At 69.1% G+C, this 16,642-nt stretch carries 14 protein-coding genes, 1 tRNA gene and 1 pseudogene; 9 read left to right on the top strand and 7 right to left on the bottom strand.

What is annotated here, in order from left to right:
* Both A9G05_RS17825 and A9G05_RS17820 read right to left on the bottom strand, forming a co-directional pair.
* A pseudogene (locus A9G05_RS17825) lies at positions 1-408 on the bottom strand (hypothetical protein); the annotation flags it as partial.
* Between the two features lie 149 nt (positions 409-557).
* A tRNA-Met gene (locus A9G05_RS17820) sits at positions 558-634 on the bottom strand.
* A 455-nt stretch (positions 635-1,089) separates the two neighbouring features.
* On the opposite strand from A9G05_RS17820, the gene A9G05_RS17815 reads away from it, so the two are divergent.
* Positions 1,090-1,566, top strand: a complete 477-nt coding sequence (locus tag A9G05_RS17815) for a hypothetical protein (RefSeq protein ID WP_069562236.1) — start codon at positions 1,090-1,092, stop codon at positions 1,564-1,566.
* 115 nt (positions 1,567-1,681) lie between these two features.
* Entirely contained in the window at positions 1,682-2,737 is a 1,056-nt protein-coding gene (dinB, locus tag A9G05_RS17810; protein WP_069562244.1) for a DNA polymerase IV, read from the top strand.
* Between the two features lie 7 nt (positions 2,738-2,744).
* On the opposite strand, the gene A9G05_RS17805 is transcribed toward dinB, so the two are convergent.
* The 4 genes from A9G05_RS17805 to A9G05_RS17790 form a co-directional block, all read right to left on the bottom strand.
* The gene (locus A9G05_RS17805; protein ID WP_069562235.1) at positions 2,745-3,149 is read right to left on the bottom strand and encodes an META domain-containing protein; all 405 of its coding nucleotides are present in this window, start codon (positions 3,147-3,149) and stop codon (positions 2,745-2,747) included.
* Positions 3,149-3,583: a hypothetical protein gene (locus A9G05_RS17800; protein ID WP_069562234.1), complete on the bottom strand. Its 435-nt coding sequence runs from the start codon at positions 3,581-3,583 to the stop codon at positions 3,149-3,151. The genes A9G05_RS17805 and A9G05_RS17800 overlap by 1 nt, the downstream gene beginning before the upstream one ends.
* Positions 3,584-3,668: 85 nt before the next feature.
* The gene (locus tag A9G05_RS17795; RefSeq protein ID WP_069562233.1) at positions 3,669-4,652 is read right to left on the bottom strand and encodes a 2-hydroxyacid dehydrogenase; all 984 of its coding nucleotides are present in this window, start codon (positions 4,650-4,652) and stop codon (positions 3,669-3,671) included.
* 67 nt (positions 4,653-4,719) lie between these two features.
* On the bottom strand, positions 4,720-7,476 hold the full coding sequence (locus tag A9G05_RS17790) for a response regulator (protein ID WP_069562232.1): 2,757 nt from the start codon (positions 7,474-7,476) through the stop codon (positions 4,720-4,722).
* Between the two features lie 119 nt (positions 7,477-7,595).
* Between A9G05_RS17790 and A9G05_RS17785 the strand changes: the two genes are divergently transcribed.
* The 7 genes from A9G05_RS17785 (at position 7,596) to A9G05_RS17755 (ending at position 15,795) form a co-directional block, all read left to right on the top strand.
* A complete protein-coding gene (locus A9G05_RS17785) occupies positions 7,596-8,312 on the top strand; it encodes a response regulator transcription factor (protein ID WP_069562231.1) in 717 nt (238 codons plus the stop codon).
* Position 8,313: 1 nt separating this feature from the next.
* Entirely contained in the window at positions 8,314-9,654 is a 1,341-nt protein-coding gene (locus A9G05_RS17780; RefSeq protein WP_069562230.1) for a sensor histidine kinase, read from the top strand.
* A 154-nt stretch (positions 9,655-9,808) separates the two neighbouring features.
* Positions 9,809-12,055 (top strand): TonB-dependent siderophore receptor, encoded by a 2,247-nt coding sequence (locus A9G05_RS17775; protein ID WP_069562229.1) that lies wholly within the window; start codon positions 9,809-9,811, stop codon positions 12,053-12,055.
* Positions 12,056-12,138: 83 nt separating this feature from the next.
* Complete coding sequence (locus A9G05_RS17770) at positions 12,139-13,632, top strand: class I SAM-dependent methyltransferase (RefSeq protein ID WP_069562228.1); 1,494 nt, start codon at positions 12,139-12,141, stop codon at positions 13,630-13,632.
* Positions 13,633-13,652: 20 nt separating this feature from the next.
* Positions 13,653-13,943: an iron transporter gene (locus tag A9G05_RS17765; protein WP_069562227.1), complete on the top strand. Its 291-nt coding sequence runs from the start codon at positions 13,653-13,655 to the stop codon at positions 13,941-13,943.
* A complete protein-coding gene (locus A9G05_RS17760) occupies positions 13,940-15,454 on the top strand; it encodes a PepSY domain-containing protein (protein ID WP_069562226.1) in 1,515 nt (504 codons plus the stop codon). Before A9G05_RS17765 ends, A9G05_RS17760 begins: the two co-directional genes overlap by 4 nt.
* On the top strand, positions 15,451-15,795 hold the full coding sequence (locus A9G05_RS17755; protein WP_170832275.1) for a DUF3325 domain-containing protein: 345 nt from the start codon (positions 15,451-15,453) through the stop codon (positions 15,793-15,795). The genes A9G05_RS17760 and A9G05_RS17755 overlap by 4 nt, the downstream gene beginning before the upstream one ends.
* A gap of 3 nt (positions 15,796-15,798) precedes the next feature.
* Here the strand turns inward: A9G05_RS17755 and A9G05_RS17750 are convergent, their stop codons facing one another.
* Positions 15,799-16,599 (bottom strand): tetratricopeptide repeat protein, encoded by an 801-nt coding sequence (locus A9G05_RS17750; RefSeq protein ID WP_069562242.1) that lies wholly within the window; start codon positions 16,597-16,599, stop codon positions 15,799-15,801.
* Between the last annotated feature and the right edge of the window lie 43 nt (positions 16,600-16,642).

Below are 16,642 nucleotides of genomic sequence, written 5' to 3'. Positions count from 1 at the left end.
CACCGAACCGCCAGTGACCACCGAAAGGCCGATGGCATTGCCGATGGCTGAGGCGCAGAAGCTGCCCAGTGCCATGCGTGGCAGCGGGATGCGCACGCCTGCGAAGCGTAGGCCGGACCATTCGTAGCCCACCAGCGCCATGAAGCTCACTGCCGTGGCGCCGACGGCCGCCAGCAGGCTGTTCACTGGCACGTCGTGCAGGGCACCGCGCAGGGCATCAGGGTCGAGTTCGCGCAGCAGGTGCCAGCAGGCCACCAGGGCAAGGGTGAAGAGAAGGAGGGTAAAGGCCAGTCCCAGGGGTTGCCGATAGGCACTCAGGCGATCGAGCCAGCGTAATTGGTTGGCATCGACTGGTTGCTCGTCATCGGGCAGGACGGACTCATCGGGGGTTGCGGGGCTGGCGCGCATCGAGCACCTCATGGAAATGTGCGCCACAGGATGTGGGCTCGACGCTCAAGTTCCAAGCCCCGGCGTGCAACTTTTCCCTGGCGCTCCTGGCGGTGAAGAAAAACCCCCATAAAAGAAAAGGCCACTCGATTGAGTGGCCTTTCTTTGTTTGGTTGCGGGAGCTGGATTTGAACCAACGACCTTCGGGTTATGAGCCCGACGAGCTACCAGACTGCTCCATCCCGCGTCTGTGGGTCGGCATTCTAGCGATTAATCTGCCCCTGTCAACAACTGATTTCTGAAAAAGTGGTTTTTCTTCAGAAACTTAGCGTGTCGAAACGGCGTCATCCCCCGTGGTACATGGCCTGCAGCCGGGAGAATTGTTTACTTGAGGGGGTAGGAAAGACCTCGAGGCCGGTACGGGGTAGGGACCGGCCTCGAGGGTGCCGGTCCTTCCATTACCAGGCACCCGAGCAGGCTAGCGGGAGGCTGAATGGGAAAGTTGTCAGAAAAGGGTAGGAGATTTCTGATTGAAGTTCCGGGCGTTGATGCGCGTCCGGCGCTGGGGATACTGGCCGGGCGGTCGTACCCGGTACGCCCGCCGCCTCTCCCGGCGAGCCCCACTCCTTGAGTGGGGCTTTTTTCGTCAGGGTTGGCGGTTCTTGCCCAGCCCGACTGCGTAATCGATTCGGAGGACTCCTCATGCTCGATGCGATCCGTCGCACCATCCTGCACCCTGCATTGGCCCTGCTGCCCGAGCCCCTGTCCGGTCGCGAGGCGGAGGTGCTGCTGCTGGCCAGCGGCCTGGCCGCCAGTGGCTTCCACAGCCGGCGGGACGCCCGTGGCCCAGGCCGGGGTTACTGGCGGGCCGTGCCCGACGGGGTGATGGTGGGGGGCGTGCTGCGGGCGGCGCAGACCCGCGACATGGCCGTGGCGGTGTGTGATGCCCGGCAGGTGCCGCCGATTGCCGAGCGGGTCTACAGCGCGCTGGAGCATGACGATGTGCTCGCCGCCGCTCTGGCGCGCCTGCTGTTATGGAGCGACCCGGCCGGCCTGCCGTCGCTCGGGGATGAGGCCGGCGCCTGGGCCTGCTACCAGCGTCACTGGGCGGTGGATGAGGCCGCCCGTCGGGACTGGCCCGTCCATTACCAGCGCGCGCTGGCTGCCTGCCCTGCCTGACCCCGTCGGCCCGGCCCTCACGCGGCCGGGCCGCCTTGCCGCGAATCCGCTAGAATCCGCCTCCCTTCATATAGATGTGCGCCCCGCCCGCGCAGCCCTGATCTGTGCCGCCTCCATGAGCCAGCGGAAAATCATCCACATTGACTGCGACTGCTTCTACGCCTCCATCGAGATGCGTGACGACCCCAGCCTCGTAGGGCGTGCGCTGGCCGTTGGCGGCTCGGCGGATCGCCGCGGGGTGATCGCCACCTGCAACTACGAGGCGCGGGCCTATGGCGTGCGCTCGGCGATGTCCTCGCGCCACGCGCTGAAGCTGTGTCCGGACCTGCTCATCGTCAAGCCGCGCTTCGAGGCCTACCGCGAGGCCTCCAAGGCCATCCACGGCATCCTGCGGGACTACACCGAGCGCATCGAGCCGCTGTCCCTGGACGAGGCCTACCTCGACGTCACCGACAGCCCGCATTTCAGCGGCAGCGCCACGCGCATCGCCCAGGAGATCCGCCGGCGGGTCTGGCAGGAGCTGCGGATCACCGTCTCCGCCGGGGTGGCGCCGAACAAGTTCCTCGCCAAGATCGCCAGTGACTGGCGCAAGCCCGATGGCTTGTTCGTCATCACCCCCGACCAGGTCGAAGCATTCGTCGCCGAGCTGCCGGTGGCGAAGCTGCATGGGGTGGGCAAGGTCACGGCCGACAAGCTCGGGCGCCTCGGTGTGCACCTCTGCTCGGACCTGCGGGAATGGAGCCTGACGGCATTGGTGCGGGAGTTCGGCAGCTTCGGCGAGCGCCTCTACAACCTGGCGCGTGGGCACGACGAGCGCCCGGTGCAGGTGGACAGCCGGCGCCAGTCATTGAGCGTGGAAAACACCTACGACCAGGACCTGCCGGACCTGGCGGCCTGCCTGGAGCGCCTGCCGGCACTGCATGAAGAGCTGGAGCGGCGCCTGGCCCGGCTGGATGCCAGCTATCGGCCGGACAAGCCGTTCGTGAAGCTGAAGTTCCTCGATTTCACCCAGACCACTCTGGAACAGGCCGGGGCCGGGCGGGACCTGGACAGCTATCGGTTGCTGCTGGGCGCCGCCTTTGCGCGGGGCGAGCGCCCGGTGCGGCTGATCGGCATCGGCGTGCGCCTGCAGGACCTGCGCGGCGCCGCCGAACAGCTCAGCCTGTTCTGACGCCGACTCAGCGCTCCGGCCAGAGGCGCAGGGCCTTGCCTTCAGCCGGCCACAGGCGCAGTTGCTCGGTGGCCGAGAAGTCCCAGCGCTGCACGCCGGGGAGGAAGCCCAGGAAGCGCTGTTCCTGCTCCATCAGGGCCGGGGCGCAGGCCTTGCGTGTGCTGCCCACCGGGCCGAAGCTCAGGCGCTCGCCCTCCAGGGTGTAGGAGGCGAACCAGTGGTTGCAGCCGGCGTTGCCGTAGGCGCGGCCGTCGTGACCCAGGGTCAGCGTCAGGTGGCTGCGGTCGATCAGTGGGCGCTCACCGATCCACTCCACCTGGTAGGTGCGTTCGGTTTCCAGGGTGGGGCCTTCGGTGGCGCAGCCGGCGAGGGTGGCGCTGACCAGAGCCAGCGGCAGGGCGAGTCGTTTCATCACACGGTCTCCTGACAGGTGGGGCAGAGGTGGCGGCCGTCACGCTTGGCCCAGCCCAGCTCGGTGATGCGCGCCTCAGCGGCGGGCGTCTCGGCGGGCTTGCCCAGGCTGGCGTCCACGGCGAATTCGAAGTCCAGGCGCTTGCCGCAGGCGTCGCAGTCGACCTTCCACTGCAGGATCGACAGCTCCTTGAATGCCGGGCCCTTGGCCACGGCCAGCCATTGCCCGGGCGGGTTGATCAGGTGGCGGACCTTCTCCACTTCCAGGCGCATGGACAGCTCACGGCTGCCGCGCAGGGTGACCAGCAGGGTATCGCCATCCTTCACCGAGCCACCGACCCCGGTGACCTGGTAGCGGCCCGGCGCGAGGGCGCGGCATTCGTTGAGGGTGTGGGCGGGGTTGAGCAGGGTGTAGCGGAAATCGTGTTCGGCCATGGGTCCTCCGGAATCGACGCGCATGCTAACAGACTAGGCGTCTTCATCGGATTGCGAAGGCGCGTCAGCGCGCCCTCCCGGGGGTTCAGGCCTCGACCCGGTTAACCGGCGCGCCGCTGGCCCAGGCACTGATGTTGTCCAGGGTAGTGCGGGCGATGGCGGCCAGTGCTTCGCGGGTGAGGAAGGCCTGGTGGGCGGTGACGATCACGTTGGGGAAGGTCAGCAGCCGGGCCAGCACATCGTCCTGCAGCGGCAGGTCGGAGCGGTCCTCGAAGAACAGGTTGGCCTCCTCTTCATAGACATCCAGGCCCAGGTAGCCCAGTTGGCCGCTCTTCAGCGCCTCGATCAGCGCCGGCGTCTCCACCAGCGCGCCGCGCCCGGTGTTGATCAGCATGGCGCCGTGCTTCATGCGCTGCAGGCTGTGGCTGTTGATCAGGTAGCGGGTACTGTCGTTCAGCGGGCAGTGCAGGCTGACGATGTCGCTCTCGGCCAGCAGTTCGTCCAGGGGCACGTAGCGCCCACCCAGGGCTTCCACCGCCGGGTTGGGGTAAGGGTCGTAGGCCAGCAGGGCACAGCCGAAGCCGGCCATGATGCGGGCGAACACTTCGCCGATCTGCCCGCTGCCCACCACCCCGACGCGCTTGCCCACCAGGTCGAAGCCGGTCAGCCCGTGGAGGCTGAAGTCGCCCTCGCGGGTGCGGTTGTAGGCGCGGTGCAGGCGCCGGTTCAAGGCCAGGACCAGCGCCACCGCGTGCTCGGCGACGGCGTGGGGCGAGTACGCCGGCACCCGCACCACAGTGAGCCCCAACTGCTGGGCGGCGTGCAGGTCGACGTGGTTGTAGCCGGCCGAGCGCAGGGCGATCAGTCGCGTGCCGCCCTCGGCCAGGCGCTCCAGCACCGGGGCGGAGAGGTCATCGTTGATGAAGGCGCAGACCACTGCATGGCCCTGGGCGAGGGCGGCGGTGTCCAGGGTCAGGCGGGCGGGCTGGAAGTGCAGGCCAAGGTCGGACGAGCAGGCCAGGAAGCTATCGCGGTCGTAGGTCTGGGTGCTGAACAGGATGGTTCGCATGGGCGCTCCTATAAATGTGCCCGGAGTCTAGGAATCCCTTCCTGCCGGGGCCTTGCCCCAGGTCAGCTCAGGAGGACATGACGGCCTCGGCGGCCAGGCGCTCGATGGCGCGGTCCAGGTCGTCCAGGGCTTCGCGGCTGGCCGGGTCGTTCTTCTTCAGCAGGGTCTCGCTGCGCTGGCAGGCGGCCCGCAACTGGGGCACGCCGCAGTAGCGGGTCGCGCCATGCAGGCGGTGCACCCGCTCCAGCAGGGTGGCGCGGTCGTCCGCTTCCAGTGCCTGGCGGATCGCCTGGCGGTCGGCATCCAGGGAGGCCAACAACATGCCCAGCATGTCCGCCGCCAGGTCGGCCTTGCCGGCGGCCAGGCGCAGGCCTTCCTCCGGGTCCAGCACGGCTGGCTCCACTTCCGGAGCGGCGTGCTCGGCGGGGCGCTCCGTCACCGGGCCCTGGAGTGCCAGGCCGGTCCACTTCAGCACCACCTGGGCCAGTTGGCGTTCGCCGATGGGTTTGGTCAGGTAGTCGTCCATGCCACCTTGCAGCAGGGCACGCTTCTCGTTGACCAGGGCGTGGGCGGTGAGGGCGACGATGGGTACCGGGCTGGTCTCGCGGCTGGCCTCCAGGCGGCGGATTTCCTCCGTGGCCTGACGCCCATCCATGCCGGGCATCTGCACGTCCATCAGCACCAGGTCGAAGCTCTGTTGGCACACCGCGTCCACGGCGTCGTAGCCGCTGTCCACCGCCGTCACCTCGGCGCCCATGTCGCCGAGCAGGGTCTTGACCAGCAACAGGTTGGCCGGATTGTCGTCCACGCAGAGGATGCGCGGCGCCCGCTGCACCACCGGCATCGGCGCCTCCACGCGGACCGGGCGCGGACCCACCAGGCTGCTGAGGGCGCGGTGCAGTTTGCGGGTGCAGGCCGGCTTGGCCTGCAGCTGATTGTGGGAGTCGGGCAGCACCGGGTGGTACAGCGCCTGGTCGGTGGTGGGGCAGAGCACCAGGCTCTTGCAGCCCAGTTGCTCCAGGTCCCAGATGAACTGGGCGAGGCGCTCCGGCGGCAGCGCCGCGGTGCTCGCGGCCAGCACCGCGAAGCCGATGGCCTGCGGGCCCTGGCGCTGGGTGGCGACCTGCTCCAGCAGGGCCTCCAGGCTGGGTGCGTCGAGCACCTCCAGGCCGCAGTCCTCCAACTGGTGGCGCAAGGCCTGGCGGGTCAGCTCCTGGGGCTCGAAGACGATGGCGCGACGCCCGGCCAGGGTGGCCTTGGGCAGGTCGTCGGTATCGTCGCGGGCCTTCGGCAGGCTGATGCTGATCCAGAACTCCGAGCCCGCGCCCGGGGTACTGGCCACGCCGATCTCGCCGCCCATCTGTTCCACCAGACGCTTGGAGATGACCAGCCCGAGACCGGTGCCGCCGGCCTGGCGCGAGAGCGAGTTGTCGGCCTGGGTGAAGGCCTGGAACAGCGCCCGCAGGTCCTCATTGGAGAGACCGATGCCGGTGTCCTGCACGCTGATGCGCAGTTGCGCCAGGTCCGGCTCGCTGTCGTCCTCGAGCATCGCGCGCACGGCGATCGTGCCCTCGCGGGTGAACTTGATGGCGTTGCTCACCAAGTTGGTCAGCACCTGCTTGAGGCGCTGCGGGTCGCCCATCAGGTGCACCGGGGTGTCGCGGTACACCAGGCTGACCAGCTCCAGGCGCTTTTCGTGGGCGGCCGGGGCAAGGATGGTCAGGGTGTCCTGGATCAGGTCGCGCAGATTGAAGGGGATGTTCTCCAGCACCAGCTTGCCGGCCTCGATCTTCGAGAAGTCGAGAATCTCGTTGATGATCCCCAACAGGCTCTCGGCGGATTGCTCGATGGTGCCCAGGTAGTCCTGCTGGCGCGGCGAAAGCTCGCTCTTCTGCAGCAGGTTGGTGAAACCGAGGATGCCGTTGAGCGGTGTACGGATTTCGTGGCTCATGTTGGCGAGGAACTCGGACTTGATGCGGCTGGCTTCCAGGGCTTCCTTGCGCGCCAGGTCCAGTTCGATGTTCTGGATCTCGATGGTCTCCAGGTTCTGCCGCACGTCCTCGGTGGCCTGGTCGATGTTGTGCTGCAGTTCTTCCTGGGCGCTCTGCAAGGCCTCGGCCATGCGGTTGATGCCGGCAGCCAGCTCGTCCATCTCGTGGTTGCCCAACTGCGGCAGGCGGGTTTCCAGACGGCCTTCCTTGAGCAGCGCGACGCCCTGCTTGATGCGCCGCAGCGGTTCGTTGATGGAGTGGCTCATGCGCAGCGCCAGCAGTGCGGTGATGGCCAGCCCGGCGGTGATCAGCATCAGGCTGGCGAACAGGCTGCGGTAGCCGCGCAGCAGGGTGCCGTGGTGGGACATCTCCAGTTCCACCCAGCCCAGCACGCGGTCACCCTCGGCGGGTGGCGCGTCGCCGGCGAGCACCCGGTGGCGCTCGAACACCGGCAGCATGAAGCGCGTGGCATCGGTGTTGCTGATCTGGCTGGTGTGGCTGCCGTCGTTGTCCGGGCTGCCATTGAGCATGCTCGGCCCGGCGTGGGCCAGGCGCATCCGGTCGAGGTCGAGGAAGCTCACCGCGCGCACGTCGGGCTGGTCCAGAGCGTTGTCGGCGATGCGTTCCAGCAGCAGGCCGTCACCGCGTACCAGGGCCGGAGCGGCCAGGGGCGCGAGTTGCTCGGCGATCATCTGCCCGCGCTGCAGGAGCTGGGCCTGCATGTCGGAAAGCTGGGCCCAGATGAAGTAGCCGCCCAGCACCATCGCCAACAGGCTGGTGGGGAGCAGGGTCAGCAACAGCACGCGACCCTTGATGCCGAGATCCTTGAACACGCCGGAATCCTTTAGACGAAAGTGCCCGAAGTGTAGCGACTCGCCCGGTGGGAATCTGCCTGGCGTTTTGACAGAATGCGCGCTCTCTGAGGAATGCTTCGTATTCGCTGGTGCAAGTCATGAACAATTGCTCGCCGGGGGCCGCCCGCATCCTGGCCATCGAGGACGATCCGGTGCTGGCCGCCCACCTGGCCGATCACCTCGGGCGCCGAGGCTTCGAAGTGGTCCTGCAGCACGACGGCGACGCCGGCCTCGGGCTGGCCCGTCGCGAGCCTTTCGACCTGATCCTGCTGGACATCCTGCTGCCCGGGCGCAACGGCCTGGAGGTGCTCGGCGAACTGCGCCGGGAGCAGGGCGTGCCGGTGATCCTGATGTCTGCCCTGGGCGCCGAGCAGGACCGCATCGCCGGCTTCAGCCGGGGCGCCGACGACTACCTGCCCAAGCCCTTCAGCCTGGTGGAGCTGCAGGTGCGCGTCGACGCGGTGTTGCGCCGGGTGGCCTATGAGCGCCGGGGCGCGGTCACCGCCGCCGCGCTGGAGGAGCCGGGCCTGCAGTTCGACGAGCTGAAGAACGATGTCGCCTGCGAGGGCAACTGGGCCGGGCTCACCGGCACCGAATACCGCCTGCTGGAGACCCTGGTCCGCCACGCCGAGGAGGTGCTCAGCAAGGCCTTCCTCTATCAGCAGGTGCTGCACCGGGCCTATTCCCAGCACGATCGCAGCCTGGATATGCACGTCAGCCACATCCGCCGCAAGCTCGCCGCCGCCGGCTACACCAACGGCCGCGTGGAAACGGCCTGGGGCAAGGGCTACCTGTTCACCCGGCAGGACGCCTGACGTGCCCGGGCGGCGTTCGCTGTTCTGGCCCCTCGCGGTGCTGCTGGTGGCCTTCAGCGTGCTGGTGATCTGGCTCGCCCGTGCCTGGGGCGAGTACGTCGAATTGCAGGGCTACCACCTCACCGAGGCTGCCCAGGCCCGGCTCACCCACTATGCCGCAGAGGCCGAGCAGGCCTGGCGGCGCGATGGCCGGGTCGGCGTCGACCGCTGGCTGGAACGCCACCTGGCCCGCGAGCCGGGATGGGCCGTGGTGGTCGGGCCGGATCTGGACAGTCTCGGCAGCCGTTCGCTCAGCGTGGAGGAGCGCGGGCGCCTGACCTTCATGCGGCGCGTCGACTGGCCCATGAGCAAGCGCAGTGGCAGGTTGCCGATCCTCAGCCTGCCGTTTCCCGAGGCGCCGGATGCCGGCCAACTGGTGATGCGCCTGCCCGAACGCTACCTGCCCGGCGGGTTCAGCCTGCTGGCGCGCGTCCTGATCCACGGCGTGGTGCCGGGGGCCCTGGCCTTCCTCCTCTGTGTCGGGCTGTACCGCCTGCTGCTCGCCCCGCTGCGCCACCTGCGCGAACAGGCCAACGCCCTGCGCGGCAACCACCTCTCAACCCGTGTATCGCCTCAGGTCAGCCGCCGTCGCGATGAGCTGGGCGAGCTGGCCCGGGCCTTCGACCACATGGCCGAGCGCCTGGAAACCACGGTGGAGCACCAGCGCCAACTGCTCTGCGACCTCTCCCACGAGCTGCGCACGCCGCTGAGTCGGCTGCGGGTGGCGGGGGAGAGCGAGCTGGAGATCGGCCAACTGCGCCAGCGCCTGGAGCGCGAGGTGCAGTGCATGCAGAAGCTGGTGGACGACACCCTGGAGCTGGTGTGGCTGGACACCGAGCGCCCGCAACTGCCACGGGAGGTGATCGACGTGGCCTCGCTGTGGGCCGTGCTCAGCGAGGACGCCAGCTTCGAAAGCGGCTGGCCGCCAGAGCGCCTGCGCTGCGAACTGCCGGCGGACTGCCGCGTCCACGGCAACCTCAACGGCCTCGCCCAGGCCCTGGAGAACGGCTTGCGCAACGCCATCCGCCACTCCCCACCGGAGGGCATCATCCGCCTCGGTGCACAACGTGAGGGCGAGCACTGGCAGTTGTGGCTGGAGGACGAGGGTGGCGGCGTGGACCCGGCCCGGCTGGAGGCCATCTTCCGGCCCTTCACCCGCCTCAGCAGTGCCCGGCCGGGGGGCGAGGGTTTCGGCCTGGGGCTGGCCATCGCCCGCGGCACCCTGCGCTCACAGGGCGGTGACCTGTGGGCGGAGAACGGTGCGCGGGGCCTGCGCCTGTGCCTGCGGCTGGAAAATGTATAGTTTGTAAATGATCTTTACTGTCAAATAAGAATAACTACCATTTGCGCCGACCCGCGTCCGACTCGGGCCTGCCAAATGAAGACCAGCGCGATCGCTCCGCCTGCATCGGCATGCCCCGTCCTACGTGACTGCCCGATTGCCCAAGGAGTGCCCCATGACGCAGCCGCGATTCACCCTCAACCCCTTCGCCCTGGCCCTGCTGGCCGCCTCCGCGCCGGCCTGGGTCCAGGCCGAGACGCTGGAGCTGGCCGACGACGTCGCCGAGCAGGCCCAGGCAAAGGTCGGTGAAGCCGCCGAGCAGGCGCTGGAGCTACAGGAAACCCGCGTGATCGGCACTGCCGAGCAAGAGCTGAAGCAGGCGCCGGGCGTTTCCATCATCACCGCCGAAGACATCCGCAAGCGTCCGCCGGCCAACGACCTGTCCGACGTGATCCGCCGCGAGCCGGGGGTCAACCTCACCGGCAACAGCACCAGCGGCAACCGTGGCAACAACCGTCAGATCGACCTGCGCGGCATGGGCCCGGAAAACACCCTGATCCTCATCGACGGCAAGCCCTCCACCTCGCGCAACGCCGTGCGCTACGGCTGGAACGGTGACCGCGACACCCGTGGCGAGACCAACTGGGTGCCGGCCGAGGAAGTCGAGCGCATCGAGATCCTCCGTGGCCCGGCCGCTGCCCGCTACGGCTCCGGCGCCATGGGCGGCGTGGTCAACATCATCACCAAGCGCCCCACCCAGGAACTGCACGGCTCGATGACCGTGTTCACCCAGCTCCCCGAGGACGATGCCGAGGGCGCCAGCCGCCGCACCAACTTCAACCTCAGCGGCCCGCTGAACGATGTGCTGGCCTTCCGCGTGTACGGCGGCATGAGCAAGACCGACGCCGACGACGCCGACATCAACGCCGGCCACCAGAGCGACCCCACCTCCCTGGTGGCGGGCCGTGAAGGTGTGCGCAACAAGGACGTCAACGGCCTGCTCAGTTGGCAGCTCGACCCCGAGCAGAGCCTCGATCTGGAGGCCAGCTACAGCCGCCAGGGCAACATCTTTGCCGGCGACACCATGCTCAACAACGGTGGCGCCTTCGTCAGCGGCCTGGTGGGTTCGGAAACCAACGTGATGCAGCGCAGTGCCTACTCGCTGACCCACAACGGCGACTTCGAATGGGGCACCTCCAAGGCCAGCCTGGCCTACGACTACACCCGCAACTGGCGCCTCAACGAAGGCCTGGCCGGCAGCTCCGAAGGCGCGCCTGCCAACGGCGCCGGGGCCTTCACCTCGCGCCTGCGCAACACCCGCGCCAGCGGCGAGGTGAACCTGCCCCTGAGCCTGGGGTTCGAGCAGATGCTCACCCTGGGTGGCGAGTACCTCTACGAGGTGCTCAACGACCCGGGCTCCCTGCGCGCCCAGAGCTTCGACCCGGGGACTGCAATCCCCGGCTTCAGCCGCGGCAACACCAAGACCGATGCCCGCAGCTATGCGCTGTATGCCGAGGACAATATCGAGCTGGACAGCCGCACCACCGTCACCCCGGGCCTGCGCTACGACCAGCACGAGGAGTTCGGTGGCAACTGGAGCCCGAGCCTCAACGCCTCCCACAAGCTCACCGATGAGCTGACCCTGAAGGGCGGCATCGCGCGCGCCTACAAGACGCCCAACCTCTACCAGTCCAACCCCAACTACCTGCTCTACAGCATGGGCAACGGCTGCAACGCCGGGCAGACCAACAGCGGCGGCTGCTACCTGGTGGGCAACCCGAACCTGGAGGCGGAAACCAGCATCAACAAGGAAATCGGCCTGGCCCTGGACATGGGGCAATGGCGCGCCAGCGCCACCTACTTCCGCAACGACTACAAGAACAAGATCGTCGGCAGCAATGACTTCGCCTACCGCCTGGGCAACGGCCGCCGCGTGCAGCAGTGGGAGAACGCCGGCAAGGCGGTGGTGGAAGGCATCGAGGGCAACCTGTTCATCGCCCTCGACCCGAGCCTGGAGTGGAACACCAACCTCACCTACATGATCCAGTCCGAGGACCGCGACAGCGGCGAGCCGCTGAGCATCATCCCCGAGTACACCGTCAACACCACCCTGGACTGGTACGCCACCGAGCAGCTCTCCCTGCAGGTCAGCGGCACCTACTACGGCAAGCAGGAAGCACCCTCGCTCAACCAGCGCACCAACCAGGCCTACGCCACCACCGCGCAGAAGGATGTGGACCCCTACGGGCTGATGGGCGTCAGCGCCGGCTATGAGTTCAGCAAGAACTACAGCGTGCGCCTGGGCATCAACAACCTGTTCGACAAGCGCATCTACCGCGAAGGCAACGCCAGCGACGCCGGCGCCAACACCTACAACGAACCGGGCCGGTCGTACTTCGCCTCCGTCACCGCCTCGTTCTGACCTGGGCTCCTGGTCTGCCGGAAACGGCGGGCCCATGCCCCGCCGGGTGCTCCGGCGGGGCCTTTTCATGATGGATGCAGCGCATGAGCCTCTGGCACGACGGCTACCTGGCCGATGCCCCTTATCCTCACCTGGTCCAGCCGGAACTCGCACCGAGCTGGATGGTGGCCACCCTCACCGCCCTCGGGCGCAGCGCCCCGGACCTGTCCCGGGGCTTTCGCTATTGCGAGCTGGGCTGCGGCCAGGGGCTGGGCAGCCTGCTGCTGGCAGCGGCCAACCCGGCCGGCGAGTTCGTCGCGGTGGACTTCAACCCCCGACACATCGCCCACGGGCGGGACCTGGCGACCCGTGCCGGGCTCGCCAACCTGCGCTTCGTCGAGGCGGCGTTCGACGGGCTGGCCGGGCAGGACCTGGGCGAGGGCTTCGACTTCATCGTCCTGCACGGCGTCTACTCCTGGGTGTCGCCGGCCAACCGGGCGGCCATCCGCACCTTTATTCAGCAGCGCCTGCGACCCGGTGGCGTGGCCTACCTGGGCTACATGACCGAGCCGGGCCTGTCGGCGTTCCGCGCCGCTCAGCGCTTCATCTGGCAGCACGCCCAGCAGGCCCCCGGCACTCCGGCGCAGCGCCTGCGTGGTGCCTTCTCCGCCCTGCGTGGCTGGCAGGCGGCGGGGGCCGGCTACTTCGTCGAGCACCCCGACGTGGCCCGGCGGCTGGATGCCGGCGAGCCGGAGGACCTGGCCCAGCTCGCCCACGAGCTGCTCTGCGAGCACTGGGAGCCCCTGCCGGTGGCCCAGGTGATGGGCGAGTTCGCGGCGATCGGCCTGGGCTACGCCGGCAGCGCCGTGCCGCTGGAGAACATCGACGCGCTGTCGGTGCCCGGCGCCTGCCTGCCGTTGTTGGAGGCGCTGCAGAGGACCGAGGCCCGCGAGACGGCCAAGGACCTGGCGCGCAACCAGTCCCAGCGGCGCGACCTCTACCAGCGCGCGGGCCATCTGCTTGCGCCGGCCGCCCATCGCCAGGCCTTGCTGGAGGGGTGCTGGGCGGCATTGCCGGGGGCGCCGACCCAGGGCGGCCTGCGCTTCGACACCCGCATTGGCCCGGTGGAGGGCGAGGCGTCGCTGTTCTCGCCGCTGCTGCAGGCCCTCGCCGAAGGGCCCCAGAGTTTCGCCGAGCTGGCCCGGCGGCCGGCGCTGGCGCCCCAGGTCGGCCAGCTCAACCGGGCGTTGCAGATGCTCGCCTGGGCCGGGCATGCCCACTCGCTGTCACCGGGGCCGGTGGTGGTGGAGGCCGGTCAGCGGCTCAACCGCCTGCTGGCCGAAGGGGCGCTGGCGGGGGCCGGTTATCGCCACCTGGTGGCGCCCAGCCTGGGAGCGTCCATCCCCGCGACGGCGCAGCAGATGGCCCTGGCGCGGGTGCTGCTGGAGATGCCGGGCCTGCGCGGCGGTCTGCTGCGTGAAACCGGTCTGGCCCTGCTGCGCCGCGAGGGCTGGCAGGTGCAGGTGGACGACGCGCAACTGAACCAGTTCGAACACGCCGTGCTGCCGGTCTGGCGGCAACTGGGCGTGGTGCCGTGACCCCCGTGAGGAGCCTGTTCATGACCCTGTCCCTGCCGGCCTGGGTGCCGGTCCTTTCGCGCGTGGTGGCCGCCTTGCTCGGCGGCTATGCCTTCACCTATGCCTTCACCGCCGCATTGGCGCGGCTGCTGCCGCTGCACCCGGTGGATGCGCTGCTGGTGGCCAGCCTGCCGTGCTTCGTGGTCTACACCCTGGCAGTGTGCTGGGCCTTCGCCGCCCGCACCGCCCTGCGTGCCTGGCTCGGATTGGCCCCGGCGCTGCCATTGGCGGCCCTGGGCTTCTGGCCGCACCTGCTGGAGTGGCTGGCATGAAGAAGACCTTCACTCAATCCATGGCCTGGCTGCACACCTGGGGCGGCCTGCTGGCCGGTTGGCTGCTGTTCGCGGTGTTCCTCACCGGGACGCTGGCGGTGTTCGACCAGGAGATCGACCACTGGATGCACCCGGAGGTACGCGATACCCCGGTGCCCACCGCCGAGGCCGCCGAGCGCGGGCTGGCCTACCTGCGGGAGCACCATCCCGAGGCACGGACCTGGACCCTGAACCTGCCCACCGAGCGCTCGCCTGGGTTGTCCGTCTCCGCTGGCGAACGCCGCCACGGTGGCGGCGTGACCCTGGACCCGGCGACGGGGGAGGTGCTGCCCCAGCGTGACAGTGCCGGCGGGCTGTTCTTCTTCCGCTTTCATTTCACCCTCGACCTGCCGCGCATGCTCGGCATCTGGGTGGTGGGCCTGCTGGCGCTGGGCATGCTGGTGGCGCTGCTGACCGGCATCGTCATCCACAAGAAGTTCTTCAAGGAGTTCTTCACCTTCCGCCCCGGCAAGGGCCAGCGCTCCTGGCTGGATGCCCACAACGCCACGGCGGTGCTGTTGCTGCCGTTCCACCTGATGATCGCCTACACCGGGTTGGCGATCTTCCTGCTGATCTACATGCCGGCGGCGCTGGAGACGTTGTTCGACGGTGATTTTGATGCGTTCTACCACGCCCAATACGGTGGGGAAGAGGCACACCCGTCTGTCGGCCAGACACAGCCTGCCACTCTGGCCGCACTGGCGCCGATGTTGGCTGAGGCCGAGCGGCAGATGGGGCCGGTGGGTGGCGTGGTGATCCGCCATCCCGGGCGCAGCGATGCCCGGGTGGAGGTGCGGCGGGTGCTGGGCAACCGCATCGCCCTGACCAAGGGGCAGAACATGGTTTTCGACGGGGTGACCGGGGCGCTGCTGCAGGCGCCCCCGTCGATGCGCGCCAGCGTGCTGACCCACCGGGTGATCATGGGCCTGCACTTCGCTCAGTTCGGCGGCTACCCCATGCGCTGGCTGTACTTCCTCTGTGGGCTCGGCGGCTGCGTGATGATCGCCACCGGCCTGCTGCTCTATGAGGTGAAGCAGCGTCGCCAGGCCAGCCGAGGCGTGGGCGCGCGCCTGGTGGCGGCGCTGAATCTGTCGGCGGTGGCCGGCCTGGGCGTGGCCTGCGTGGGGCTGCTGTGGGCCAACCGCCTGCTGCCGCTGGAGCTGGCGGGGCGCGCGCACTGGGAGGTGCGGGTGTTCTTCCTGCTCTGGCTGGTCAGCCTGGTCCACGCCGCGTGGCGGCCTGGAGCGCGGGGCTGGAGTGAGCAGCTCGGTTGTGGCGCGGCGCTTTGCCTGGGCCTGCCGCTGCTGGGTTGGGCCACTGGCGGCGGGGCAGGGGATTTCACCCGCGGCATGCTGGAAGTGACGGCCGTTGCCATCGGTCTGGTGCTGGCCGGGTGCGCCTGGCGCGTGCAGCAGCCGGCGGCCGTGCGCCCGGAGCGGGTGCGCAGCCCGAAGGCGGAGGTGCAGGGATGAGCCTGATGCTGAGCGTGGCCGCGGGCCTGGCCCATGGCGGAATGGCCGCGTTGTGCCTGGGGCTGCCCCGGCATTTTCGCCAGGTGTGGCAGCGTGAGCCGACGCCCGTACTGCGGCGTGGCTTGCGGGCGGCGGGCTGGTGCCTGTTGGTGTTGGCCTTGCCGGCGAGTGCAGCGTTCTGGGGCTGGGCGATGGGGCCTGTGGCCTGGTTCGGGCTGGTGTCCCTGTCGGGGTTGGCCTTGGCACTGCTGTTGCCCTATCGGCCGAGGCTGGCGGCGTGGTTGCCGCTGGGGTGGCTGCCGGTGATGGCCGTTCTGGGCGTGGTCCAGGGGCTGTCCTGAACCTCAGCCCGCGCTGCCCTGCTGGTAGGTCTGCAGGGCCTGATGGTCACTGTCGTCGCCCAGCTCGGCGGCGCGTTGGTAGTAGGGCAGGGCGAGGGCGCGGATGTCGGCGTGCCGGGCCTGGGCGAGGCGGGCACGGCTTTCCCGGAGGAAGTTGAGATTGCCGCCGGCCAGGGCCAGGCGCAGCCAGTGCAGGGCGCCCTCCAGGTCGCCCCGGTCGGCCAGTACGGTGGCGTGGCTGAACTGGCCACGGAAGTCGCCGGCTTCGGCGGAGCGCTGGTACCAGGCGTGGGCGCGCTCGGGGTTGGCGGGCACGCCGATGCCTTCTTCATGGAAGCGCCCGGCGAAGTTCATCGCCTTGGCGTGGCCCTGGGCGGCGGCGCGCTCGTAGAGGGCCAGGGCCTGGGCCGGGTCCTTCGCCACGCCGCGTCCGGCGGCCAGCAGGTGGGCGTAGTTGTAGCAACCCCAGTCGAGCCCGGCGTCCATGGCCTGGCGGAAGGCTCGGGCGGCGCCGGGCAGGTCCACCTCGCCACCCCAGCCCTGTTCCAGGCAGCGGCCGAGCATGTTGTGGGCCATGGGGTCGCCATTGGCGGCGGCAATGCGGAACCACTGCCGTGCCAGCGCCGGGTCGCGCTCGATGCCGCGCCCGTCCAGCAGCAACTGGCCCAGCAGGGTCTGCGCGGGCACCACGCCTTCACGGGCGGCGGCCAGCACGGCGCTGGCGGCCTGGCGCGGTTCGCTGGCCAGGCGTTGCTGCAGGGCCTCGCGGTCGAGGATGTCGGTGCGGGTCAGGGTGAGGGACATGGGCGGCATGGCCAGGGGAAAGGCGGCGAATAGTATTCATTTC

It is taken from the genome of Pseudomonas sp. ENNP23 (genome assembly GCF_001728945.1).
GTDB lineage: Bacteria > Pseudomonadota > Gammaproteobacteria > Pseudomonadales > Pseudomonadaceae > Metapseudomonas > Metapseudomonas otitidis.
The sequence above is the reverse complement of the archived record's forward strand: the minus strand, read 5'-3'. Positions and strand labels throughout refer to the sequence as shown.